The sequence below is a fragment of the Candidatus Symbiopectobacterium endolongispinus genome (assembly GCF_018777385.1).
In the GTDB taxonomy this organism is placed as follows: Bacteria; Pseudomonadota; Gammaproteobacteria; order Enterobacterales; family Enterobacteriaceae; genus Symbiopectobacterium; species Symbiopectobacterium endolongispinus.
Genome location: NZ_JAFJYB010000003.1, coordinates 392,301 through 418,062, shown reverse-complemented (window position 1 = coordinate 418,062; position 25,762 = coordinate 392,301). Strand labels below are relative to the sequence as shown.

Below are 25,762 nucleotides of genomic sequence, written 5' to 3'. Positions count from 1 at the left end.
CGATGGTCATATTAAAAAATGGCCATGGTTGGGAAGAGATTTCTGAATCAGGACAAAACAGCCCGCTCTCCGACCCTCTTAGTAAAAAATTCAATTACGCCGCCGCCTTCAACAGTCTCGATCTGGGGGCGGTTAAAAAAGATCTCCATGCCTTGATGACCGATTCCCAGCCCTGGTGGCCTGCGGACTTCGGCCACTATGGCCCATTGTTTATTCGTATGGCCTGGCACAGCGCCGGAACCTACCGTACTGGCGATGGCCGCGGTGGCGCAGGGGCTGGACAGCAACGCTTTGCTCCGTTGAACAGTTGGCCTGATAACATAAACCTCGATAAGGCACGGCGGTTGCTATGGCCGATCAAACAAAAATATGGTCAAAACATCTCCTGGGCCGATTTGATGATCCTGACCGGTAACGTGGCATTAGAATCCATGGACTTTAAAACATTTGGATTTGCAGGCGGTCGTCCCGACGTGTGGGAACCAGAAGAAGATGTTTACTGGGGGGCGGAAACCACCTGGCTTGGTGATAATAAACGTTATTCTGGTGAACGGGATCTGGAAAACCCGCTGGCTGCGGTGCAAATGGGCCTGATTTACGTCAACCCGGAAGGTCCCGCCGGCAACCCCGATCCGCTCGCCGCCGCCAAAGACATTCGGGAAACCTTTAGCCGTATGGCAATGGATGACGAAGAGACCGTGGCATTGATCGCTGGCGGCCATACCTTCGGCAAAACACACGGCGCAGGCGATGCCGCATTGGTCGGGCCCGAACCGGAAGCCGCAGGCATCGAAGAACAAGGATTAGGATGGAAGAGCAGTTTCGGTAGTGGAAAAGGCGGGGACACCATTGGCAGTGGACTGGAAGTCACCTGGACACAAACGCCGACGCAGTGGAGCAACTACTTCTTTCAAAATCTGTTTGGCTACGAATGGGAACTGACTAAAAGCCCGGCGGGCGCACACCAGTGGCAACCCAAACATGGTGCGGGCGCAGGAGAAATACCTGATGCTCACGATGCGACAAAGCGCCACGTTCCCACCATGCTGACCACCGATCTCTCCCTGCGCGTTGATCCGGTTTATGAAAAAATCTCGCGCCGTTTCTATGAACATCCCGAGGAATTCGCCGACGCTTTTGCGCGCGCCTGGTTCAAACTGACTCACCGCGATATGGGTCCACGCGCACGTTACCTGGGTCCAGAAGTGCCGAGCGAAGAACTCATTTGGCAAGACCCGATCCCCGCAGTGAATCATGAACTGATCAACGCGCAGGATATCGCCACGCTGAAACAACAGATTGCGGCAATGGGGCTAAGTGTATCGCAGTTGGTTGCAACGGCCTGGGCATCCGCATCCACGTTTCGTGGTTCAGACAAACGCGGTGGCGCTAACGGCGCGCGTCTGCGTCTTGCACCACAGAACAATTGGGATGTGAACCAGCCCGCACAGTTGGCGCAGGTGTTGAGCGCTCTTGAACGCGTGCAACAGGCATTTAATGACGCACAATCAGGCAACAAACGCGTTTCATTGGCCGATATCATCGTGCTGGGTGGCGTCGTGGGCGTTGAACATGCTGCGCAACGCGCAGGCCAATCGGTCAGTGTTCCTTTTACTCCAGGGCGTATGGGTGCCTCTCAGGCGCAAACCGATGTCGCCTCATTCGACGTACTTGAACCCATTGCCGATGGTTTCCGCAACTATCAGAAAGCGCAATACAGCATCAGTCCAGAAGCATTGCTAGTGGACAAGGCGCGGTTGCTTACCCTTACAGCACCGGAAATGACCGTACTGCTCGGCTGGTTGCGCGTACTGAATATCAATACCTGGCAAACAGCGCACGGTGTCTTTACCCAACGCCCAGGCACCTTGACCACTGATTTCTTCATCAACTTGCTGGATATGAATACCACCTGGCACCCGATTAAGGGCGCGATCGCACCACGGGTCAGTCAAAATGGACAGGAACACGCGTAGATCTGATTTTCGGTTCACACTCACAGCTACGAGCACTGGCAGAGGTTTACGCCAGTGCTGATGCGCAGGCATCGTTTGTGCACGATTTCGTGGCTGTCTGGAATAAAGTAATGAATCTGGATCGTTTCGATCCGGTGTAGCGGTTATTCGGAGCTAGGGTCGTGCAGTAAGGCTCTTCTGGCGTCCCAACATGGTCTTAGGACCATGTTGTGGCATAACCACAGAGCGGATTGCCGCCAGTGGCGTAATTCCGCTCATCAGTTTTACAAAGTAACAGGCAATCCCTTTGACAACCCCGCCATCCAAGAAAAAGTGCAAAGTCCAGGTTCCTGTCGTCATCAGCAGAATAGTTAGGACACACACGCTAAACCACTTCTGTCGTTGCATAAATACCTCACGCTAAAAAAATGGCACGCAATAAAACGTGCCGAAATATACAAGTAAACAAGAAATACATACCAGCATATACTACAACAGAGTGATAATGGCAGTACGAAAATATGTAGGATTTCTTACTTTTCGGAATAAGCAACCACCATAACCCTATCTGTAAGCACTATGTTCTTACTGGTTTGACGTTTCTTTTTTCTGCACCAGGCTATACCATCCAAAAGATGACCCTTCCTGCGGAGAGCCCGCAATGACGCTGCAAATTGGAATTTATATTTTTGATAATGTTGAGGTATTATATTTTGCATGGCCCTATGAAGTCTTTACCTGCGCAACGCGTGTGGCGGGTGGATCCGAACCGCGTTTTAGCGTGTTCACGCTCGGAGAAAAGCGTGCCTCAGTGCGCGCACGTGCTGGATTAAAGATCGATCCCGACCACGCCCTCGACGATCATCCTGCGTTGGATTGTCTGATCGTCCCCGGAGGGGTGGTTACCGCAGAGATGGAAAAACCCGAAGTTATTGACTGGCTTGCTCGCCAAAACCGGGCTATTTGACAACCGTTCGGTAACTACCCATTGGGAATACATTCCCGATTTGAAGACGATGTTCCCTACGCTGGACGTGAAAAGTGATGTGCGCTGGGTTGATCAAGGAGCGTTTGTGTCGTCAGCAGGGATTTCTGCTGGTATTGATATGAGCCTGCATCTGGTCGAGCGTTTTGCGGGACGTACGCTGGCAGAAAGAACCGCCCGACAACTGGAGTTTGACTGGACAGAAAACCCTGACTGATGCAAAACAGGCTATCAAACCAACCTCAGATTGATGAAAAAGTCACTTTACCCCTCGTTCTCCTCGGCGAAAGCCGGGGATCTCTGTGAGAATGAACGCGTGTCTTCGGCAAAAGATTCCCGCCTTCACGGGAATGACGATGGTGGGTGGGAATAGCGGTGGGTCTCCGCAACGCCAGGCTGGCTCGCCAGCCTGTTACTGTGCTTTATTTCACTGCATTGCTCATGATTTTACCGAGTTTTACCGCCCACTCCTCACCGCGTTGCATCGCCGACGCATAAGCTTTGTCGTTTACCGTAGTGACCGGTTGGATCTCCAGCACTCGTCCCTTAAACAAGGTTGAGCACACTTGGTGCACCACTTTTTCATTCATTATTGTTTGCAGGCAGCGAAATCGTGGCGCATCCGGCATCGCCAGATCTTTCATTTCCGGTTTGATACGCTGACGCAACATTTCTTTTTCAGCACTGGCGACCACTGCGTCCAAATCGCGATCGCTGGATGCCACGGGGATGTTGCCTTTTGCATCTGCCGGTAAGGTATAAAGCGTGACCAGTACCTTACGCATGGTAGCAGGATCAACGTATTCCACCTGAAAAGTATGGTAATCCGAGACCACTTCAACCGGGTCTTCCCTTGTTGTGGTGGCTGAAGGCATTATAATGGCGTATTAAATCGCCAGAGGTCACCACCATGGACGAAAAGTCTCTCTACGCTCATATCCTCAACCTGTCTATTCCGTGGCAGGTAAAGTCTCTTTCTCTCGATGAAAATGCCGGTTCTGTTACCGTTACAGTTGAGATTGCGAAAAACACTCAGTTAACCTGTCCAACCTGCGGGAAATCTTGTCCTATTCACGATCACCGACATCGTAAATGGCGCCATCTCGATACCTGTCAGTTCGCGACAATAGTCGAAGCTGATGTACCCCGTATTATGTGCCCGGAGCATGGCTACCAGACGCTGTCTGTTCCATGGGCCGGCCCCGGTAGCCGGTATACGCTGTTGTTCGAGTCGTTCGTTATCTCATGGCTGAAAATCAGCACCGTGGATGCCGTCAGGAAACAGCTGAGGCTGAGCTGGAATGCTGTCGATAATATTATGCAACGGGCGGTTAAGCGTGGACTGGCCCGTCGAAAAACACCTCAGGCCGCACGTCATCTCTGTGTTTATGAGGTCGCTTTCAAAAAGGGGCATCAGTACGTCACCGTTATCTCTGATACCCAAGGACAGGCATTGGAACTCAAAGATGATCGCGGAGTTGAAAGTCTTGCTGGCTATCTCCGGAGTCTGGGTGACCGCCAGATTGAATCCATTAAAACCCTGTCGATGGACATGAATCTATCCTATATAAGCGCAGCGCGGCTCCATCTGCCTAACGCGGTGGAGAAGATCGCGTTCGACCACTTCCATGTAGCGAAAATGCTCTGTGCCGTCGTAGATAAAACACGACAGTTGGAGATGAAAACCATCCCGTTACCGGCACGAAAAAGTGCACATCGTTCCCGTTATCTGTGGTTGTACGGTCGCCATAAACGTCATGGTCGAATAGCAGAAAGACTGGAAGCAGCGCAGATGGTTCTGCCTGATACCAGCCGTTGCTGGGCAATGAAGGCGCTGGCCCGGGAACTCTGGAACCGCCGGTATGACGAACACAGCAGGCGTCTGTGGCTGGAATGGATAGGGATGGCAAAAGACGTTGGTGTCCCGCTACTAAGCAGCGCCGCCCGGACGTTACGTAAACGACTGTACGGGATCCTGAATGCCATGAAACACAGGGTATCAAACGGTAATGCAGAGTCACTAAACAGCAAGATAAGGCTGCTGCGGATCAAGTCCAGAGGATACCGGAACAAAGAACGCTTTAAGGTGGCAGTGATGTTCCATTACGGCAGGTTAAACATGGGGTTATGAGTCTCCCACCATGATAGGGGAAGACCCACTTCAACCGTGCGTCGCTGCAAGCAATCTAACGTTTTCGGTAACACATCGGCAATCTGCTGCGTGGTATAACCCTCGATAACGTCGGAACTCGTCGTCTGCGCCAAACCATACAGCGGCAGCAGCATCAACAATCCGCACATACCCTGTTTTATTCTCATGGTGAACTCCTGACAGTGAAAAAGTATGCGTATACCATCACGCAGTATTATAGTTATAACACTAGCGCCAAAAAGGATTTTCTATCCCGCTATTAGCGGCTTTTTTACCGGAATGCCGAGAATTTGCCTCTAATGTGATCAAAAACAATACGTTAAAAACCAGCAGATTTCATGCAGGGTACTGTTTGCTCTTTGGCTTACGTGTATGATTGCAGGCTATTTGAGAGGCAGAGCACTATCCCGTGGAGAAATGGGCAGAGATTATGCGTGCACTGTTTAAAAGTGACAATGTGCTTTTAAACAGCTTTAACGTTTTTATTTTGACACTACTGGGCTGCATGTTAGGTTCACATGCGCGTATGTCAGGCATCGATCTCTCTGTTCTCTGGCCCGTCAACATTCTGGTTGCTGCCCTGTTTTATCGCTGTCGCTACCTGAATACGCCGTGGTATTACTGCGTTGCCTATAGCGCCATGATCGCGCAAGACAGCCTGCTTTATGGCTGGGGCGTCAGCGCCTTCAGCATTAATGGTGCCAACCTGGTGTTTATCTTTGTTTTGGTCAAATTATTGTGTTGGCCAGAACGGTATCGTCAGCAAGAAGCCGATATAACCACCTCATTACACCTGTTTGCTTCCTGTATGATCGCAGCCCTTTGCTGCGCGCTGGTTGGCGCGTTCGCGCAACACATGGCCGAGCAAACACGTCAGCCGTTTCAACAGGATGTACTCAACTGGTTCAGTGACCAGTTTTATACCGCAGTACTGTTTTTACCGTTGCTGCTGACGCTGCGCAGCGATTTCACGTTGCACATGCCTAAAGCAGACTGGCGCAACAGCATTCCCTTACTGTTTCTTGCTGTGTCACTGGGATTGGGTACGCTGGTTGGTCCGATTGCCATTCTGGCATTCCCCCTGCCCGCGCTCACCTGGTGCGCCATTGTGTACCCGTTGTGGGCGATACGCCTGATTACCTTATGCACTGGTATTGTTGAACTGATCGCAACAGCGCTTCATGTTCAGGGGATTTATGACCATCAGGATGCCCTGTTTATGCAGGCGATCACCATCGCCCGTATCAGTATCGCCGCCATCATCTTTAGCCCGTTGCTGATGGCCATGAACGCCAAAACCATCCGCCAACTCAATCAGCGCTTGTTGATGCAGGCCAGCCACGATTTCCTCACTCATCTGCTTTCGCGCTATGGCTTTAACGATGCGTTAAACCGTTATGGGAAAATACCCAGTTATAGCCAAGCGGCCATCAATGTGATGCTGGTTGATATCGATCACTTCAAAACCATCAACGACAGTTACGGACACGATAACGGTGACTATGTTTTAAAACACGTCGCGAGCCTGATTAAGCAATCCATCCCAGAGCCGGGCTTGGTGAGCCGCATCGGTGGAGAAGAGTTTGCGGCAGTGTGTTTTGATTTCTCTGAGCAGGACTTTTTTGCATTAGCAGAACACTTGCGCATGCAAATTCACGACACGCCCTGCATCATTAATGGCTCACCGGTATCCGTTGCCGTGAGTATCGGTATTGCCTATGCGCCTTCTTCAGCGATAGACCTGACGCAACATGTGCACCAACTCTTTGCTGCCGCCGATAAAAATTTGTATATCGCCAAACGGGAAGGCCGCAACCGGACGGTACAGTAAGCGACTATTTCGAGCACTGACTGCCCTGGTGGGGTGGGCACTACGTGCAAAGCAGGTTGCCTGATACCGCCTAAGGCAGCCTGTCTTATCGCACTTTCACCGTCATCAGACGCAGGGGAAGAAAAACGCAGCTATTACATTAATAGAAGCCAAGCAGTTTCCACCACAGTAAGCCCACGCTGAAGGTCAGCACTACGTTAAAAGTGACCGCCGCCGCATTAATTTTATAAAAGCGCGGTTGCGTGAAATAGCCCTGAGCGAAATAAATAGGCCCCGGCCCGCCGCCATATTCGGTATTGCCCCACATCAGGTTACTGAAAATCCCGAAGCAGATGGCAACCATCATCGGTGGTGCCCATGCGGCGATGGTCGGGGCCGCAAAAGGCACATAAAGGGCAGCGACATGTCCGGAAGCCGTTGCAAACAGGTAATGCACATAGATATAGAGCACGCCCAGCAGCACAAAGGTTTCCATGGCACCAAATCCCTGGATCAAGCTACCCAGCAAGCAAGCCATCCATTTGATGAATCCCAGATCGGAAAGCCCAGTAGCCAGACTGATGATAACGCTGAACCAGATAACCGTGTCCCAGGCAGCATGATCTTTTAGCAGAACTTTCCAATCCACGGCACCGACGGCAAACAGATACGCCGCGAGCCCTAATCCTACGGATGTCGCAGACAGTCCGTTGATCAGACTGGTTCCCCACCCCACCAATGCCAGCAGAAAACCAAACGCCACTTTCTTTTCCGTTGTAGTCATGAGGCCTAACTGAGATAGCGCCTCACGTCCTATCACTTTCGCTTCCGGCGTGCGTTTCAGTTCATGGTTCGCCAGCTTGTACACCAATAATGGCATCAAACAAAATCAGACCAGGGCAGGCACCACAGCGGCAATAAACCAGCCGCTCCAGGTTATTTCAACGCCAAGCGAGCTTTTTGCCAGACTGCTTACTAAGGGATTCGCAGCCATGCCGGTCAGGAAAATGGCACCGGTAATCGGGGTAAACTGAAAGCAGACCATAGTCAGGAAATCCCCGATCCTTTTACCGCTTTCACCCGGTGCAGATCCTAATACGGTATTGATAGAACGCGCGATAGGGAAGATGATGCCCCCTGAACTGGCGGTGACCGAGGGCATCGCAGGTGCCATGATCAAATCAGATATGCCCAGTGAGTAGGCAATTCCCAGACTGCTGCCGCCAATAAAGAAAGCATTTTATAGGCGATACGCTTACCCAGTCCCGAAGTGACAAACCCCAGAGACAGGATATAAGCGCAGAAAATCAACCACACCGTGCCGCTGGCAAAACCAGACAGCGCTTTTGCTTCGGTAAGCGTTTGGGTAAAGATGGCCACGCAAAGCGCGATCAGCATTACCGCCCCCGAGGGCAATGGCTGCGTCAGGATGGCTGCGATGGTAGCAGCAAAAATGGCAACATATGCCATGCCTGGGGAGAAAGGTTAGCAGGTACAGGAGCAAGCCAGATAGCGATGCCCAATGCGATGGGCACCACCACGGCGAACACCTTTTTCCCTGTGGATGAATCCGATGACATAATCATCTCCTCATACGTAGAGCGGGTGAACGCCGGACATTACGACCGGCTGGCAGAGCTTTTCAGCACCTGATCAACCATTTCTGGTGCCATGCCCAGATAGTTAGTCGGATCGGCCAAACGCTCAATCAGTTCTGGCGCCAAACGGTCGGCCACGTTCGGCATCGCATTGAGCACATCCGCCAGTCGGCCGCCTTTCTCATTCACGATGCGGCAAGCATCATAGACGATATCATGCGCATCCTGCCGGCCAATATAAGGTGCCAGACCCATCATCACCGCTTCCGCGACGATAAGTCCCTTGGTCATATCGAGATTACGAGCCATCGCCAGTTCATCCACGATCAGACCGCTGAGCATAAAGTTGGCCTGATGCAGCGCACCGGCGGAGAGAATGAAGCTTTCTGGAATGGCAATCCATTCTGCATGCCATGGCCCAGTGGCACGTTAGAGATCCTGTACCATAGCATCTAACATCAAACCTGCTTGCTGTCGCACGCCTTTGGCACATGCCAGCATCAATTCGCTCGAAATAGGATTACGTTTTTGCGGCATGGTGCTGCTGGCACCGCGGCCCTTCACAAAGGGTTCATACAGTTCGCCAAACTCATTGGATGCCATCAACATCACATCATAGGCAATCTTGCCCAGCGACCCGGTCATCAGCGCCAGCAGATTAACCGCTTCGGCAAACCCATCACGCGCCACATGCCAGGTAGAAACAGGCACCCCTAGCCCCAGCTCTTCCATCAACGCTTTCTGAACGTCCAACCCTTTATCACCCAGAGAGGCCAAGGTTCCGGCGGCACCGGCAAATTCACCGACCAGAATGCGAGGACGCGCCTGCTCCAAACGCTCCTGATGACGATCGAACATATCAAGCCAGATAGCCGCTTTATAGCCGAAGGTCACTGGCAAAGCCTGCTGCAAATGGGTACGCCCCGCCATCGGCGTAGTGCGATAACGCTGCGCCAGGCCAGCAAGCGTCCCACGCAATGTTTTGATTCCCTGCTCAATCAGTTCAAAAGCATCACGGATTTGCAAAACCACAGCGGTGTCCATAATGTCCTGAATGGTTGCCCCCAGTGAACAAACCCACCGGACTCACCTGCCTGTTTGGAGATTTGATGCACCAGCGGCAAAATCGGGTAGCCGACAATTTCGGTTTCATGACGCAGTAGATCAAAATCCAGCGTATCGGCATTGCAGCGCAGGGCAATCTCTTGCGCCGCCGACTCCGGAATGACACCACAGCGCGCCTGCGCTTTGGCAAGCGCTATCTCAACGATGACATATTTTCTAATCAGCTCGTGGTCGTCAAAAACGGCGCGCATTGCTGGCGTACCAAATGCATCACGAAACAGTACGGAATCAAGCACATTCGAAGCCATAAAAGCATCCTGAAATGAGAGTAAGAGTGATAAACTGCGCCTGTCATGCCGCAATAGGGTTGCCAGTAAGCCAATACTGTTAAGAGGCATGACAGGCGCATCGGGTACTCACCTATCTGTACTATTGTTTACGTACAAGCGCAGTTAAATGTACGGACATTGTGAATGTGCAGACAAGATAGAATGTACGGACATTAAAGCGAAAGCGTTTTAGCGCAGCTTTGTGATATTGATCAGCTATGCGGGAAAAAAACCGTTGCCTATGAAAGAATCGTTGTATCGGCACATTGCGCATGAACTTGCACAGCAAATCCTCTCCGGACAGTACCCGGTGGGCTACCTGTTACCTACGGAAATGGCGCTGTGCGAGCACTATCAGGTCAGCCGACACACCATGCGAGAGGCGCTGCGCGACCTGACCGAGCAGGGATTGATTACGCGACGCAAGGGGTCAGGCACACAAGTGGCTGACAAAGCGCAGCATAAAGGGCTAAACCACTCGCTGGCTTGTCTGGAAGATCTGTTTTTTCTAGCGAAAAACAATCCGCGCGTAGTGAAAAGGATTGATGAAGTGGTTGCTGACTATGACCTGGCACAGACTATCGGCTGTGAGCCGGGATCTCGCTGGCTACACGTTGCCAGCATTCGGGAAGACAGCGAAAACAAAGACGCCCCCATCTGTTGGACAGACAGCTACGCCAGCGCCACCTTCACCAAAGTGCGCCAATTGGTGCGCAGCGATCTGATCGAAACCCACTACGGCATTCAAAGTGAGGAGGTGCGGCAGACCATCTCTGCGGTCACCGTGTCAGCGAAAATTGCCAAGGTGCTGGGCGTTGAGCCAGGATCGCCCGCACTGAAGATTGTACGCCGCTATCAGGATCGCGATGGCAATACGTTTGAAACCACGATTTCGGTGCACCCTGCCGATCGCTATGCGTGTTCTATCGTACTGACGCGGGTAAAAGGCTGAGAACGTCGCGTTCCTCATGAAACGGATATGAATTACTCACACGTTGCAGATACGTTTAGAATTCAGCCTTATAGTATGCGCAGTATAACTACGGAGAGAGATTTTTGGACAGTCAAAGCAATATACGTTGTGAAAACATCGATCATGAAGGTATCGATCGTGTAAGCACTGATCGTAAAAACAACAGCATTATCTCTCCGGCAAACTGACACACCCTAATGTGCGTAGCTTGCCGGTAACGGCGGGCGACGCAATCAGCATTTCGATCACTATTGCATCCCTGTTAAACGTTTATCCATGACGGCAGATATGAAAAGCCGTATAAACAGGAAGCTTCAGGATGCATCTCTACACTTACGCACTCTTCCCTCCCGGCCATCAGCGCCTTTATATCCAGTAATCACTTGCTTTCAGGCAGCGGTGAAGTCGTTATAGCAGCGCACCACCACCTTAAAACAAAGCGATCATACTGAATACACGCCCGGTTTTTCTGGATATTCTGGCGATCCTGGCGATCCTGCATCACTACGTTCACGTTATCGCTTCTCAGCGGTTAAGGAGCCGAAATGGACGATCACCCCAGTCAGCAATCTACAACGCGTTGCAAAGGATGACACGATAACTCGTTTGCTTCTCCATCCTCTCTGCCACGCATAACAATTAGTTCGTTTGCGCATCATGCCCTTGAAGGACGTCTTCTCTACGTCTTTAAAAAGACGTCCTGAAAGCGATGTGCCTAAAAATGAGTAACGGTTATGACTCAGATGTTAGAAAACTTGCCCGTTCGCCGTCAGCAGTCGGTAAAAAAAAGCTACCTTATTGCAGATGAAGCGACAAAAAGCCTTGATAGCACCCTGACCTCGCTTTCTACCAACCTGGACGGTTTGGCTGAGGCAAAGGAGCGCTTACTTGAAAACGGTCCCAACCAGGTAGCGCAAGAGAAAGCGCCTCCCGCGTTAACACAGCTCATCAGCGCCTTTAATAACCCCTTTATTTTTATTTTACTGGCGTTGGCCGCCATCGGTACGTTTACCGATTATTGGCTGCCGTTGCAGCGCGGAGAAGAGACCGACTTAACGGGCACCATCGTCATTTTGGTCATGGTAACGCTGAGCGGTCTGCTGCGTTTCTGGCAAGAGTTCCACACTAATCAGGCAGCAGAAGCGTTGAAATCGCTGGTGCGCACCACCGCCACCGTACTGCGCCGCGCCCATCCCAATGCTCGCGCGGAATGCCATGAGATCCCTCTGAAAGCATTAGTACCTGGCGATATCATTTTACTTTCGGCAGGTGACATGGTGCCCGCAGATGTAAAACTGGTTGAATCACGCGATCTGTTTATAAGCCAGGCAGTCCTCACCGGTGAATCCCTTCCCGTAGAGAAATATGACACCTCGGCCCATGTGGCAGAGAAATCCTGTCAGACGCCTATCGATCAGGAGGGGGGATCTCTGCTGGAAATGGGCAATATCTGCCTGATGGGCACCAATGTCTCCAGCGGCATCGCCAAAGCCGTTGTCGTGGCTACCGGCAATCACACCTACTTTGGTTCGTTGGCTAAATCCATCATAGGCACTCGTGCGCAAACGGCATTCGATCGCGGTGTCAACAGCGTGAGCCGCTTGTTGATCCGCCTTATGTTGGTGATGGTGCCCGTGGTATTGCTGATTAACGGTTTTACCAAAGGTGACTGGGCCGAAGCAGCGCTTTTTGCGTTGGCAGTCGCGGTTGGTCTGACGCCAGAAATGTTGCCAATGATTGTCACAGCCAACCTGGCGAAAGGGGCAATCAGAATGTCGCGTAGCAAAGTAGTCGTCAAGCATCTGAACGCCATCCAAAACTTTGGTGCCATGGATCTGCTCTGCACCGACAAAACCGGGACATTGACGCAGGATCGCATCATTCTCGAACATCATCTGTGCGTCAACGGTAAAGAGAGCGAGCAGGTGCTGAGACTGGCCTGGTTGAACAGCTTCCATCAAAGCTGGATGAAAAATCTGATGGACAAGGCCATCATCCGCTTCGGCAAGGAAAAGCCGGACATTGCGGCGCTGACCCAACATGACAAAATCGATGAGCTGCCCTTTGATTTTATTCGCCGCCGCCTGTCCATTTTACTCAACAGCGGAAACCAGCAGTACCAGTTGATCTGTAAGGGCGCGGTAGAAGAGATGCTCGCCATTGCGACTCATATCGACGATAACGGTGAAAAGCATCCACTGGATGATGCCCGTCGTAGCGCGCTGCTTGCACTGGCAGAGCGTTATAACCAGCAGGGTTTCCGTGTATTGATGATAGGAACGCGTGAATTTGGTGCCTGCGATTACCACTTCCCACTTACCGAAGCCGATGAGCGGGACATGGTAATCCATGGCCTATTGACCTTCCTCGATCCTCCGAAACCCTCATCCGCTTGCGCGATCACCGCACTGCGAGAAAACGGTGTGCGGGTCAAAGTGCTCACGGGCGACAACCCGGTGGTATCCAGCAAAGTGTGCAAAGATGTTGGGCTTGATGCAGACCAGCCACTGCTTGGTGCGGATATCGATAAAATGGATGATGCCACGCTAGCGCGCGAAGTGGAGCAACGTACACTGTTTGCCAAGCTGACGCCGATGCAAAAATCGCGCGTACTAAAAATGTTGCAACGCAACGGTCATACCGTCGGCTTTTGGGGGGATGGTATCAACGATGCTCCGGCACTGCGTGATGCTGATGTCGGTATTTCGGTGGATACCGCAACGGATATCGCCAAAGAGTCAGCAGAAATCATTCTGCTGGAAAAAGACCTGATGGTACTGGAACAAGGGGTGATCACCGGACGTGAGACATTCGGCAATATCATCAAATACCTGAACATGACCGCCAGTTCTAACTTCGGTAACGTGTTTTCCGTGTTGGTTGCCAGCGCCTTTATTCCCTTTTTACCGATGCAGGCCATTCATCTGCTGCTGCAAAACCTGATGTACGATATCTCCCAGCTCAGCCTGCCGTGGGACAAAATGGATAAGTCGTTCTTACAGCGCCCGCGCAAATGGGATGCAAAGAACATTGGTCGCTTTATGCTATGGATTGGACCGACCTCTTCGTTGTTCGACATTACGACCTTTGCCGTGATGTGGTATGTGTTCGCCGCCAACAGCGTCGAGCATCAGGAATTATTTCAGTCAAGCTGGTTTGTTGAAGGGCTGTTGTCGCAAACGCTGGTAGTGCATATGTTGCGCACGCAGAAAATTCCCTTTATTCAAAGCACCGCAGCGCTACCGGTGATACTGACCACCGCATTGGTCATGGCGATCGGGATCTATATTCCGTTCTCACCACTGGGGGCGTATATCGGTTTAACGCCGCTTCCATGGGAATATTTCCCCTGGTTGGTCGGCACCTTGCTGAGCTACTGCCTGCTCACTCAGGTGATGAAACGCATCTATATCCGACGTTTCGGCCAGTGGTTCTAAGCTGAACAGACGGTCACCCACGCAACATTGCGCGTCTTTTGCCCTGCGGCGTGAGTAATCTTAATCGTAGAGTTTCTCTTCATCACCGCGCGTTGGCGTTCAGCTGGCGCGCAGTCGTTTGACGGAGGCATTAAGCGCCATCGTACCATGCAGCAAAATGTTGCTGGCAGGGCGCAGTGGTGATGCCAGACGCTGCTGCAATAACCTGATCGCCTCCTCGCCCAATTCATCACGCGGCACATGCAGCGAGGTCAGCGGAATATCATGCAACGCCAACAGGTTAAAACCATCGATGCTCATGATGGAAATATCCTGCGGTACACGCATCCCCGCATGCTGCAGCGCATTCATTGCTCCTAAGGCCATAAAATCGCCGCCGGCCAAAATAGCGGTTGGCCGCTGATCGTTCGGGCATTGTGCGAGAAATTCCGTCAATGCGCGTTCACTTTCCGCAGCGCTAAAACCGTTTGCCAGCAGCAGATGGCGTGGCTCGTCAAAAGGAAGATTATGGGCGTCAAGCGCTTCACGGATCCCTTGTAAACGCCACTCCATGGTATAGCGCCGCAAGCAGACCAGATTGAGAATGTTATGGTGCCCCTGCTCAATCAAATAGTGCATCGCCACTTCGCCAATCAAGCGGTGATCCGGTGAGACGCTGGGTAAACGCATCTTTCTGTCATAGCTGTTAATCAGGATACATGGTTTACCCAAATCCGCCGCCATGGCGTGAATATAGGGATCATCTATCCCGATTAGCAGGGCTGCTTCCGTAAGGGGATCGTTCATTTTTTCCAGAAACAGGGCTGCATCACTGTTGTTTTCTTCCAGCCCACAGTAGCGTAAACGCACCTCATGGGGCGCCAAGGCATTGACAAGCCCCTGGATCACTTTGTAGTAAAAGATGTCAGACTGCGAATCAAACGCTCGCGTCGGTGCAAACACCATAATTCCATTGATTAACAGGCGTCCAGAGGCGATATCATCAAGCACACCGTACTCTCGCGCACACGCCATCACACGCTGCTTGGCTTTTTCGCTAGTGTTAAATTTGCCTGACAACACGCGAGATACCGTACTGATAGAAAGCCCGGTTTGTGCCGCAATTTCCTTGATTTTAAGCTTTCCATTCATTTTGTGATCCCCTTCAAATTTGAAGATGAAAAAATTTTCACGCTAGAACTGCCAATATCCTAACCGGTTTCTATGCCCAACGCTAAAATAAGACAACGTTATGAAAATTTTTGCAAAAAGGGGCGTGCCCCGCATCGATTATCTCCTTTAGGCTTAATTGGTAGACCAATTGAGAAAACAGGGCCTCAAGAAGAGCCTTATATAACAACCTGAATTTTAATACAAATAATCAGAACATAGCGATAGGGTGAGTATTTTAGGTTACTGATGGTGTAACAGAAAGAATAACTTATCAGGCCAAATAAATCATCACCCTCTGACGGAGATTATCATGAGTCTCAATATTGACAACGCTGCCCCCGCAGCGCACGGGAAACGAAAAATCAAAAACCTGCGTTGGTGGGTTTTGGGGCTGTTTCTCTTAGGCGTCACCGTTAACTACATTACGCGTAACTCGTTGGGTATCCTGGCACCTGAATTAAAAGCCACCATGGGGATCACCACGGAGCAATATTCCTGGATCGTTGGCGCATTCCAATTGGCCTATACCATTTTCCAACCGCTATGCGGCTGGTTGATTGACGTTATTGGTCTGAAAGTCGGCTTCCTGGTGTGTGCCTCTATCTGGGCCCTGATGTATATGCTCCACGCAGGAGCAGGCAGTTGGTTACATCTGGCGATTCTGCGCTTCTTTATGGGGGCTTCAGAAGCGGCAGCTACGCCAGCTAACGCCAAAACCCTCGGAGAATGGTTCCCGAAAAAGGAACGTCCGATTGCCACAGGTTTGGCTGGCGTGGGCTTATCTATCGGTGCCATGTTAGCACCGCCCCATCATTGTTATTGCACACAGCTACCTCGGCTGGCAGGGTGCATTCATGTTCTCCGGCGTGCTGGCCATGCTGTGGGTGGTTCTGTGGTGGTTGTTCTATTATGACCCGGAAAAACACCCAAACCTGAGCAAAACCGAACTGGAATTCATCAAACAGGACAACGAACCTGCGCCAGTTAAGCTGCCTTTTTTCACCGCACTGAAAACTGTGGGTAAAAACAAACGCTTTTACGGTATTGCCATTCCGGCCTTTATGGCAGAGCCAGCCCGGGCCGTGCTGAGCTTCTGGGTGCCGCTGTATCTGGCAAAAGAGCACGGAATGGATCTGAAACAGATCGCCATGTTCGCCTGGCTGCCCTTCCTGGCTGCTGACCTGGGCAGTATCGCCAGTGGTTACCTGACCCGCGTCTATACCAGTCTGTTTGGTTGCAGCCGCGTCAAATCTGTCGTTGCCAGTTCCGTCACCGACACACTCCTGATGATTTCGTTGGCATTAGTCGCGCTGACTAAAGACCCGTATATCACCATCCTGCTGATCTCCATCGGTGGTTTCGGTCACCAGATCATCTCCTGCATGTTGAGTGCGCTGGTGGTTGAATCGTTCGAGAAAGGCCAAATGGCAACGGTCAACTGGATGCGTGGCTCCTTTGCCTGGATCGCCAGCTTCCTGTTCTCACTGCTGATTGATGTGACAGCAGACAAAATCGGCCACAACCCACTGTTTATCGCAATGGGCTTCTTTGACCTGATTGGTGCCATCTTCCTGGTTGCCTTCATCGCCGAGCGTCGTAATAAAGCGCGCGCTGCATAACGTGTTGTCGAAAGGCCTTGTTACGACAAGGCCTTTCGTACTGTGATGTCTTCGATTGTTTAGTTTGGAACGTTGCTATGAAAATTTTGAAAAACTGGGTGCTAAACCAACAAACACAAGCGTTTGTTGAAATCAACGTAGACAACCAGCATCTGTTTCGCCTCTATGTGCTGGAAAATGACCTGTTTCGTGTGCTGATCAAACGTAAAGGGGAACTTGCCCTGGATCGCACCTGGAGCATCGCCCCGGAGGCAGGGAAAGATGTGGCATGGGAAGGACGTGAACGCGAAAGCACCGCTGGCTTTGCCTGCCCGGTTTTACCCTGACTACCCTTGAAGACGGCCTGAAAATCACTACCAATAAACTGCGCGTTACCGTGCATCAACCAATGTGGTTGTCATGGGAATACTGTGGCCAACAGGGTGAATGGCAACCGCTCGCAGTCGACCGCCACACCAGTGCGTACCTGCTGAATGCCCACGGTGATGGCGTTGAGCACTATCAGCGTCGCCATCCGCAGGAACAGTACTACGGGCTGGGTGAGAAAGCCGGTGATTTGAACCGCGCTGGCCGCCGTTACGAAATGCGTAACCTCGATGCCATGGGCTACAACGCGCAATCTACCGACCCGCTATACAAACACGAGCCCTTCACCATCACTCGTCGCGGTGACGACAGTTTCGGGATGTTTTACGACAACCTGAGCAGCACCCGTCTGGATCTGGGTAACGAACTGGATAACTACCACGTTGCTTACCGTCGCTACAGCGCAGAAGCTGGCGATCTCGACTACTACCTGTTCCTCGGTCCGCGCGTGCTAGATGTCACTAAGAAATTCGTGCGTCTGACCGGTAAAACCCTGTTTGGCCCCAAATGGAGCCTGGGTTACAGCGGTTCAACCATGCACTACACCGACGCTCCTGATGCGCAGCAACAACTGCTGAAATTCATTGAGCTGTGTAAAGAGCACGCCATCCCGTGTGATTCGTTCCAGTTGTCATCCGACTACACCTCCATTGGCAACAAACGTTACGTGTTTAACTGGAACTACGATAAAGTGCCGCAACCGAAAGTGCTGAGCCAATCGTTCCACGATGCCGATCTGAAACTGGCTGCCAACATTAAGCCGTGCCTGTTGCAAGACCACCCGATGTACCAGCAGGTGGCAGAGCAGCAACTGTTCATCCGTGATTCCGAGCAAGATGCACCAGAACGCTCCTGCTTCTGGGACGATGAAGGCTCACACCTTGACTTCACCAACCCGGCAACGGTGAAATGGTGGCAGGATAACGTCACTTCGCAGCTACTGGAAATGGGTATCGATTCCACTTGGAACGACAACAACGAATATGAAGTGTGGGATGGCGAAGCGCGCTGCTTTGGCTTTGGCAAACCGATCGCCATCAGTAATGCCGTTGCTAATGATGCGTGCATCGATGGAAGCACAACAGCGTTTTGCGCCGGAAAGACGCCCTTACCTGATCTCCCGTTCCGGCTGTGCCGAGATGCAGCGTTACGTGCAAACCTGGAGCGGCGACAACCGCACCAACTGGACCACGTTGCGTTATAACATCCGTATGGGTGTTGGTATGAGCCTCTCCGGTTTGTACAACGTTGGTCACGATGTCGGCGGTTTCTCTGGCGATAAGCCTGATGCGGAACTGTTCGTACGTTGGGTACAAAACGGTGTGATGCACCAGCGCTTCACCATTCACTCCTGGAATGACGATCATACGGTCAACGAACCCTGGATGTACCCGGAAGTCACCCCGGCAATCCGCGACGCCATTGCGCTGCGTTTCAACTTGAGCCGCGCCGTGGCTGTGGACATGGAAAGTGCGACGATTGCGGCACAAGGCTATCGCTCCCGAGTGCCTTACGGCACGCTGCTCTGCGTCTCTGACAAGCCGCTGCACGGTGAAATAAAACTGCCCGGTCAGGCCAACCGTTTTTATGAAGGCGCCATCTCCGAGCATCTGCAAATCGGTATTTGCGCCATGGATCTGTTACGCGCAGAAGGCGACTATCTGCATTCACGCAAACTTCGCACCTTTAACGAGCCGCCGTTTCGCTAAATACCAGCTGTCGGGCCCCGCCGGGCCCGACAGCGATAATCAGAATTGCCGGACACAAACAGAAAAACAGAATTAATATATTTATTTTTAACAAAAAAACAGTAAAAAGACTCACTGTATAGCCTCTTTGTGTCCTCCCTACAGCCACAATCCCATCTGTGGCGCAACTACACTTACCGCAATTAATTACTAACGGTCATTATCAGCACCACCACCGATCACGTGACTAGCGTGTCATTGACGTCCTGCACCAGGTTGCAGCGTCGCCATACCCACAATAACAATGGGGTATTATTATGAATAAGTTCGACGCTCCAGAGCCATCTCGTCGTGCTGTGATCAAACGCACTGCGGCCCTCTCCGTGCTGGCACTAACCGGCATCAGTGGTTTTATGGTTCCCAACGTCACCTATGCCGCATCATTGACCAAAGCACAGCGTGACAGCATGACACCTGACGATGTCATCAAAAGCTTTAAAGCGGGCAATACACGCTTTCGTGAAGGGAAAATGCAACAGCATGACTTCGTGGCGCAAAAAATCAGCAGCCAAGAGGGGCAGTTCCCCGCAGCGGTGATTTTAATTTGTATCGACTCGCGCGCGCCTGCTGAAATTTTGCTGGATACGGGCATTGGCGAGACGTTTAACGCGCGCGTGGCAGGCAATGTGCAAAATGAAGACATTCTGGGCAGTATGGAATTCGCGTGTGCGGCAGCGGGTGCCAAAGTGGTTCTGGTGATGGGGCATACCGCATGCGGTGCCGTGGCTGGCGCAATAGACAATGTTGAGTTGGGCAACCTGACCGGGCTGCTGAACAAAATTAAACCCGCCGTCGAGAAAACCGTCTATGAGGGCGACCGTACGGGCAAAAACATGGCGTTTGTCGATGCGGTAGCGAAAACCAATATGTCGCTCACCGTCGAACACATTCGTGAACATAGCCCTATTCTGAAAAAACTGGAACAAGAGGGAAAAATCAAGATCGTCGGCAGCATGTACCACCTGGTTGGCGGCGAAGTTGAGTTTCTGAGTTGAAGCCCGCCAAAGAAAAATGTGCCATAACCCTCCTGCCGTGGCAGTCAGACTGTCACAGTATCCACACCGGGTTAGATGGATTTTGGGTAACGCCCATAATAACGCCAGAACGCTACGCTAAAATTGTTGACGTGACGATATCCCACCCGCCAGGCAACCTGTAAGCCTTGCTCCAACAACCGATGCACCTCTTCCATGCGCAATTGCAACAACATCTACCCCGGCGTGGTGTTGAAATGGCGATGAAACGTCAGCTTGAGCTTGTATCCACTTAAACCGACCACTAATGCCAGCGCGCAGAGAGAAAGGGTTTCGCTCAGGTGTGCCACCATCCAATCACGAGCGCGCTCCACCGCTACCACATCCTGAGGATGTAAGCGTGCCGCTTCCCGCGTCTCCTCAAACAAATAGAGGTGCGCAGCCAGCAGATTCAGGGCATGGATGTGCATGGAGAGCATATCGCCCTGTGCCTGTTGCAGTGAATGCAGGTGCTGTTGCGCGACAGGGGCCAACCGGCTGTAAGCATGCTGCCGCAGTCGATAATCACCAAGCAGCCGCTCTGTTGCCGCACCGCCAATGTAGCGCTCCAGCATCGATTCACTCACCAACAGGCGCAGTTGGTCCACTTTTTGTCGTTCCGGGTAATAACGCTCACCCAGGCTGTGATGAAAACTGGCGATGGTCACATGCTGTTGGCGGAACGTCATGCTGGCACCCCGTTTTTCGATGTAGTTCGACTCGCCGTTCAAACCAAAAGTCATCACCAACACAGGCTGAGAGTGGGCAGTTTCAGCTTCCTCCACCAGCGGTTTCAGCGGCTGATAGGAAGAGGTCACCAGTGTCAACCCGTCAGCAAGCATATCCGATTGCGACCAGTACTGGCCAAACTGATCCGGCAACTGGCGGCGGTTACCCTCGCGCAATACCATACGCGGCATCACACGCTGCGTTGATGAACCTCGCCCTTCTCCCATTTTCTCTCTCCTCCCATCCCCAGAGAAAAACCGCAGTCACGCAGACAAACCAAGACAATAATAATTCTCATTTATAGATAACATAAGGCTATCCCTGGCGGCAACGCCCACGTTAACCAACGCGACGTGATTAACGCCGCAACACAGCCTGCAAGGAGCCACTATGTTCCCTACCACGTTGACCGATTTATGGACACTGACCGCCAGCAACATCAAAACAGAAGCCGTTCGACTGGCCCTGGATAGCACACTGTTCGATCAACTGGCACAGCACTCAACGGTTGAGCAGTTCGCGCTGTACTAACAGTGGGAACCACCGCAAGCCGCAGCGCTGTTGGAACTGCTGTGGAGCATGAAACTGCTGACGCGCGACGCGGCAGGCTATCAAACTAGCGCAGAGATGCAAGCCTATCTGTGCCAAACCGGCGAGCGTTATATTGGCGATAGCTGACGTTTTCGCTATCAATCGCTGCGTGACGTCGGACAGCAGCTCGCCGCGCTTATGCAGCAAACACCCGGTACACCGCCTCCCGCCGCTCGCATGGACGCCGGTTGGGCGCAGGCAGCGCAAAAGCAGATTGCGCAGGAGCAGCGTGCTCTGACGGTCGATCGTGCCTGCGACATCGTGGGCGCATTGCCAGAGTTCCCGCAGGCCAAAACGTTGCTGGATGTGGGCGGAGGACCAGGCATGATCGCCATCGGCCTGACACAACGCCATCCCACGCTGCAAGGGGTAGTGTTTGATTTGCCACAAACCGCCGCAGTGGCGCAAGCGAATATCATTGCCGTCGGTCTACACCAGCGTTTAAGCACCGCCAGCGGAGATTTTGCCGCTCAGCCGTTTGCCGTAGACTATGCCGATATTATCTGGTGTTCTTCCTTCCTGCACTTTGTCGAAGATATCACCACCAGCATAGCGCAACTGTTCAACGCATTGACGCCAGGCGGCGTACTGGTTGCCGTGCACGCAGAAATAGCGTCCAACCAAGAGGATGCCGCATCGGTATTGCCTTTCTACCTGCCGTTGATGCTGCGCGGACGCAGGGTAACGCGAGAAGGGGAATTGGCATCGTTGCTGTGTGATGCCGGTTTCAGCCGTGTAGAAACACGGCGATATCAACCGTTTCCGATGTCGCCGCTGACCGTCTTAATCGCACGAAAATAAGCCCCATCCCGTCGTCCTGGGCACGTGCCGTAGACCTCGCGCGGAATTAACGCGTTTAGCCTGTAGGGGATTCCCGCCTGGGCGGGAATGACAGGCGGCTCCCGGGAATGACGAAAGAAGGACAGTTACAACCTGCTACGCGTTATGCCGTTGCGAACAGCTGGCGCGGGATCTTCGTCAAACGCTAACAGCCGTTTTCCGTCACCAGCACCGTTTCGCTGATGGCAAGGCCCGCCGCATACAAGTACATGTGGAACACCATGCCCGCTTCCAGCAGCCACTCAGACGTGGGCAAAAACACGTGGCTAAAATCGCTGGTGCGCGGCGGCGTCTTCGGATAATAACCGAGCGTATAGCCGGTAATGCTGGCGTAATCCTGACGCAGCCCTGCTTTCAGTACAGCATTACGTGCCAGTGCATCGATGTCTTTCGCTACTGCACCGGGCTTCATGGCCGCGAGCTGCTTATCCTGGATTGCGATCAGCTGCTGAGCAATCTCTTGCTGTGCAGCTAACGCCGTACCGATAATCACCGAACGCATGATCTTGGAGCTGGAGCCGCGTTTAAAGGAAACCACTTCAAGATGCAGGATATCACCCTGTTCCAGCAGCCGTTCCTGCATGTTGGCATGCAGAAAGCTGTTGCCACCGCCGGTCGTGACGATGCCACAGCGGTTGGAATCCATCCCGTGGCGGATCAGAACACGGTGGATAATTTCTGCCGCCTGACGCTCCGTTTTCCCAACACCCATTTCGGCAACCACTTCACGTATCGCCTGATCGTTCGCCGCCGCTGATTGTTTGATGCACTCGATTTCCTGCGGAATTTTGCGGGTGCGCAATTGTTTAAGCACACCGGAAAAATCTTTTACCTGAATCTGAGGCAACATCGTCTGCAAGCGCTGGAAGCGGTTGATGGTCATGCAGTAAGAATCGAAATCGATGCCGAGCGTCGCGCTTTCCCAGCCGCGAGCGCGCACCGTATCGGCCAGTACCGCTAACGGATCCTGCCAGTCATGGAGGGTGACGGTGTCAGTGATCCAGCTATTTTCGCTGAACGCACGCTCGTCCATGGCGCGGAATACCATCACCGGGTCGCCCGTTAACGGCAGAAAGCAGGCACGGTACATGTTTTCAGAAATACCAAATCCAGTGAGATAAAACAGGAATTCAGTCTGGTCAATCAGCAACAGGGATATATCCCTTTCTTGCATATAAGCGCGGATCTTTGCGACGCGCTGCTGATACTCGTGGAGCGGGAAAAGCCAACTTTCATTCATAACGGTTACCTGATGTCGTTTTTTTTCTATTCACCACACTCGTAATCCCCAGTGTCACTATTGTCACGCCGATCGACAGCACGCTGACGGCAGCAATAGAAGGATCGAGCTGAAACTGTACCGTGTTCCAAATCCGTACCGACAGCGTTTGGCTGCCATGATCGGAAAGGAACAATGCAATAAGCAGTTCATCAAACGAACTGAGAAACGAGAAAATCGCTGCCGAGAACATACCCGGTGCGGCAAGCGGCAGTGTGATGCGTCGTAATACGTTGAAGTGGCTGACCCCCAGGCTCATTGCCGCCTGCTCCAAACGATAATCCATGCCTTGCAGCGTCGAAGACAAAATAATGGTGGCAATAGGCAGCGCAATCAGGGCATGCCCAATAACAATACGGGTGAAGCTGTTAAACAGTGCCAACTCGGAAAAGAAGAAGAACAGCGTCAACGCCACAATCACGTAGGGCACAATCATCGGCAACACAATCAGTGCATACACAAGACTTTTACCGACAAAACGACAGCGCACCAGAGCCAGGGCGGCAAACAGCGCCAGTACCATGGCTAACAAGGTGGACATTAGCGCAATGGTAAACGACAGGCCGATAGCCTGTAGCCACTGCGAGTCCTGCAAAATCGCGCGCATCCACTTCAAGGAGAATCCTTGCGGTGGAAACGACAAATAGCTATTGGTACTGAATGCCAGAGGAAAGATCATCGCAATCGGGACCAACAAAAAAGCGAGGGTCAACAGCGTGATCAGTAGCGGCAGCCAGCCGGGGCGGTTTCCGTTCATCCTTTCGCCTCAAAGAGTCGTTCCAATCCCACGACACGAACATAGACCCAAAACAGCAATAAGGTGCGCAGCAGCAGCAACGCAGGCGCGAAGCCCCAGTTGAAATAGACTTCCAACTTATTTTCGATAACCATGGCGATCATGGTGTCGCGCGGGCTGCCCATCAGCGCCGGTGTCACGAAGAAGCCAATAGACAAAATAAACACCAGCAGGCTACCTGCGGCAACGCCAGGCAGCGACAGCGACAAAAAGATGCGCCAAAAGGCTCGAAAGCGCGAAGCGCCAAGGCTATACGCTACCCGCAGCAATTGCGGATCGATGCCGCGCATCACGCTGTAAAGCGCCAGTACCATATAGGGCAGCAAGATGTAGGTCATACCGATTAACACGCCGAGCGGGGTATACATCAGTTTGAGCGGTGTATCGATAAGCCCCAACGCGCGCAGCACCTGATTGACAAACCCATCACTGCCCAACAGCACCATCCAGGCATAAGTGTGCACCAACACACTGGTAAAATGGGGGATAATGATGATGACAATCGCCATACCGGCTAATCGCGCAGGGAGTTTGCACAACACCCAGGCCACCGGATACCCCAACAGCAGCGTCACCAGCGTGACTAGCAGTGAGGTGCGCAGCGTAATCCACAGCACTTGCAGCCAGACTGGCTCCTGCACAATGCGCGCAAAATGCTTGCTAGTAAGCCCCGGATCGAACAGGCTGTAACCAAGCATTTTTGCCAACGGAATCAGCAAAAAAATCGTCAGGGCCAGCAGCGTTGGTGCCAGCAATAGCCAGGGTTTCCAGCGACTCACACGCCTGTCATCACGCCCACTCATCGCTGAACCTCGGCGGGAATAAACCAGAGGCTTTCCGTTGCCCACCCGATACGCACGCTGGCACCCGGCCGCAGAGTCCCCTCCAACGCCGAGTTCTGTAACTGTGCTAATAACGTCGCGCCATCACTCAGCACCAGCGTTAATTTAAGCGTATGTCCCAGATAGAGCATTTCAGCAATGGTGGCGCTAAGCAGCAAATGGGCTGATGTATCCCCCGGCAGGCCAATATGAATATGCTCAGGCCGCAGCACCGCCAAGACCGACTCCCCTACCCCAAGATGAGCAACGCCCTTACCGCACACCGTTTCACCGCTTGAAAGGCGCACGTCATAGCCGTGTTGCTGAATGGCGCTTATCTGGCCGTCGATAAAGTTGGATTGGCCAATAAATTCAGCCACCCAGCGATTCTTTGGTTTGGTATAGAGATCGTGCGGGGTATCAATTTGGGCAATCCGCCCCTGTTGCATCACGGCAATACGATCGGACAAGGTCAAGGCTTCTTCCTGATCGTGGGTGACAAAC

General features: G+C 52.3%; 18 protein-coding genes and 5 pseudogenes. 12 read left to right on the top strand and 11 right to left on the bottom strand.

Annotation, left to right across the window (positions count from 1 at the left end):
• Positions 1-2: 2 nt before the first annotated feature.
• The 3 genes and pseudogenes from katG (at position 3) to JZM30_RS13590 (ending at position 3,157) form a co-directional block, all read left to right on the top strand.
• A pseudogene (gene katG / locus JZM30_RS13600) lies at positions 3-2,116 on the top strand (catalase/peroxidase HPI).
• Positions 2,117-2,616: 500 nt separating this feature from the next.
• Positions 2,617-2,922, top strand: coding sequence for a type 1 glutamine amidotransferase family protein (locus JZM30_RS13595; RefSeq protein WP_252319391.1), 306 nt, complete (start codon positions 2,617-2,619; stop codon positions 2,920-2,922).
• The gene (locus JZM30_RS13590; RefSeq protein WP_252319389.1) at positions 2,897-3,157 is read left to right on the top strand and encodes a type 1 glutamine amidotransferase family protein; all 261 of its coding nucleotides are present in this window, start codon (positions 2,897-2,899) and stop codon (positions 3,155-3,157) included. The genes JZM30_RS13595 and JZM30_RS13590 overlap by 26 nt, the downstream gene beginning before the upstream one ends.
• 205 nt (positions 3,158-3,362) lie before the next feature.
• Here JZM30_RS13590 and JZM30_RS13585 read toward each other — a convergent pair whose 3' ends face one another.
• Positions 3,363-3,815 carry a hypothetical protein gene (locus JZM30_RS13585; RefSeq protein WP_252319370.1) on the bottom strand — a complete coding sequence of 151 codons (453 nt, stop codon included), beginning with the start codon at positions 3,813-3,815 and terminating at the stop codon, positions 3,363-3,365.
• A 35-nt stretch (positions 3,816-3,850) separates the two neighbouring features.
• Between JZM30_RS13585 and JZM30_RS13580 the strand changes: the two genes are divergently transcribed.
• Positions 3,851-5,071, top strand: coding sequence for an ISL3 family transposase (locus JZM30_RS13580; protein WP_252319369.1), 1,221 nt, complete (start codon positions 3,851-3,853; stop codon positions 5,069-5,071).
• Here the strand turns inward: JZM30_RS13580 and JZM30_RS13575 are convergent.
• Complete coding sequence (locus tag JZM30_RS13575) at positions 5,044-5,259, bottom strand: hypothetical protein (protein WP_252319367.1); 216 nt, start codon at positions 5,257-5,259, stop codon at positions 5,044-5,046. The two genes, JZM30_RS13580 and JZM30_RS13575, sit on opposite strands and share 28 nt — an antisense overlap.
• Before the next feature lie 338 nt (positions 5,260-5,597).
• Here JZM30_RS13575 and JZM30_RS13570 point away from each other — a divergent pair, with 338 nt between their 5' ends.
• Positions 5,598-6,923, top strand: coding sequence for a GGDEF domain-containing protein (locus JZM30_RS13570; RefSeq protein ID WP_252319365.1), 1,326 nt, complete (start codon positions 5,598-5,600; stop codon positions 6,921-6,923).
• Between the two features lie 139 nt (positions 6,924-7,062).
• Here JZM30_RS13570 and JZM30_RS13565 read toward each other — a convergent pair.
• Positions 7,063-8,482, bottom strand: a pseudogene (locus tag JZM30_RS13565) (DASS family sodium-coupled anion symporter).
• Positions 8,483-8,521: 39 nt separating this feature from the next.
• Positions 8,522-9,873 (bottom strand): annotated as a pseudogene (locus JZM30_RS13555) (class-II fumarase/aspartase family protein).
• 262 nt (positions 9,874-10,135) lie between these two features.
• On the opposite strand from JZM30_RS13555, the gene JZM30_RS13550 reads away from it, so the two are divergent.
• Positions 10,136-10,846, top strand: a complete 711-nt coding sequence (locus tag JZM30_RS13550; RefSeq protein ID WP_252319672.1) for a GntR family transcriptional regulator — start codon at positions 10,136-10,138, stop codon at positions 10,844-10,846.
• Positions 10,847-11,601: 755 nt separating this feature from the next.
• On the top strand, positions 11,602-14,304 hold the full coding sequence (mgtA, locus tag JZM30_RS13545; protein ID WP_252319361.1) for a magnesium-translocating P-type ATPase: 2,703 nt from the start codon (positions 11,602-11,604) through the stop codon (positions 14,302-14,304).
• A 99-nt stretch (positions 14,305-14,403) separates the two neighbouring features.
• Here the strand turns inward: mgtA and JZM30_RS13540 are convergent, their stop codons facing one another.
• Positions 14,404-15,435 carry a LacI family DNA-binding transcriptional regulator gene (locus JZM30_RS13540; protein WP_252319359.1) on the bottom strand — a complete coding sequence of 344 codons (1,032 nt, stop codon included), beginning with the start codon at positions 15,433-15,435 and terminating at the stop codon, positions 14,404-14,406.
• A 331-nt stretch (positions 15,436-15,766) separates the two neighbouring features.
• Between JZM30_RS13540 and JZM30_RS13535 the strand changes: the two are divergent.
• The 3 genes and pseudogenes from JZM30_RS13535 (at position 15,767) to JZM30_RS13525 (ending at position 20,184) form a co-directional block, all read left to right on the top strand.
• Positions 15,767-17,075, top strand: a pseudogene (locus JZM30_RS13535) (MFS transporter).
• Positions 17,076-17,152: 77 nt separating this feature from the next.
• Positions 17,153-18,883 (top strand): annotated as a pseudogene (locus JZM30_RS13530) (glycoside hydrolase family 31 protein); the annotation flags it as partial.
• A gap of 563 nt (positions 18,884-19,446) precedes the next feature.
• Positions 19,447-20,184, top strand: coding sequence for a carbonic anhydrase family protein (locus tag JZM30_RS13525; RefSeq protein WP_252319356.1), 738 nt, complete (start codon positions 19,447-19,449; stop codon positions 20,182-20,184).
• Between the two features lie 71 nt (positions 20,185-20,255).
• On the opposite strand, the gene JZM30_RS13520 is transcribed toward JZM30_RS13525, so the two are convergent.
• Entirely contained in the window at positions 20,256-20,399 is a 144-nt protein-coding gene (locus JZM30_RS13520; RefSeq protein ID WP_252319354.1) for a helix-turn-helix transcriptional regulator, read from the bottom strand.
• Positions 20,400-21,158: an AraC family transcriptional regulator gene (locus JZM30_RS13515; RefSeq protein ID WP_252319353.1), complete on the bottom strand. Its 759-nt coding sequence runs from the start codon at positions 21,156-21,158 to the stop codon at positions 20,400-20,402.
• A 163-nt stretch (positions 21,159-21,321) separates the two neighbouring features.
• Between JZM30_RS13515 and JZM30_RS13510 the strand changes: the two genes are divergently transcribed.
• Together JZM30_RS13510 and JZM30_RS13505 are read left to right on the top strand one after the other, a co-directional pair.
• Positions 21,322-21,462 (top strand): hypothetical protein, encoded by a 141-nt coding sequence (locus JZM30_RS13510; protein ID WP_252319352.1) that lies wholly within the window; start codon positions 21,322-21,324, stop codon positions 21,460-21,462.
• A 198-nt stretch (positions 21,463-21,660) separates the two neighbouring features.
• Positions 21,661-22,323 (top strand): class I SAM-dependent methyltransferase, encoded by a 663-nt coding sequence (locus tag JZM30_RS13505; RefSeq protein WP_252319350.1) that lies wholly within the window; start codon positions 21,661-21,663, stop codon positions 22,321-22,323.
• A gap of 184 nt (positions 22,324-22,507) precedes the next feature.
• On the opposite strand, the gene JZM30_RS13500 is transcribed toward JZM30_RS13505, so the two are convergent.
• The 4 genes from JZM30_RS13500 to JZM30_RS13485 are packed head-to-tail and all read right to left on the bottom strand — an operon-like array spanning position 22,508 to position 25,707.
• Positions 22,508-23,602, bottom strand: coding sequence for a M24 family metallopeptidase (locus JZM30_RS13500; RefSeq protein WP_252319348.1), 1,095 nt, complete (start codon positions 23,600-23,602; stop codon positions 22,508-22,510).
• On the bottom strand, positions 23,595-24,398 hold the full coding sequence (locus tag JZM30_RS13495) for an ABC transporter permease (RefSeq protein ID WP_252319346.1): 804 nt from the start codon (positions 24,396-24,398) through the stop codon (positions 23,595-23,597). The genes JZM30_RS13500 and JZM30_RS13495 overlap by 8 nt, the downstream gene beginning before the upstream one ends.
• Positions 24,395-25,240 carry an ABC transporter permease gene (locus JZM30_RS13490; RefSeq protein ID WP_252319344.1) on the bottom strand — a complete coding sequence of 282 codons (846 nt, stop codon included), beginning with the start codon at positions 25,238-25,240 and terminating at the stop codon, positions 24,395-24,397. The genes JZM30_RS13495 and JZM30_RS13490 overlap by 4 nt, the downstream gene beginning before the upstream one ends.
• Positions 25,237-25,707: a TOBE domain-containing protein gene (locus JZM30_RS13485; protein ID WP_252319671.1), complete on the bottom strand. Its 471-nt coding sequence runs from the start codon at positions 25,705-25,707 to the stop codon at positions 25,237-25,239. Before JZM30_RS13485 ends, JZM30_RS13490 begins: the two co-directional genes overlap by 4 nt.
• Positions 25,708-25,762: the final 55 nt, after the last annotated feature.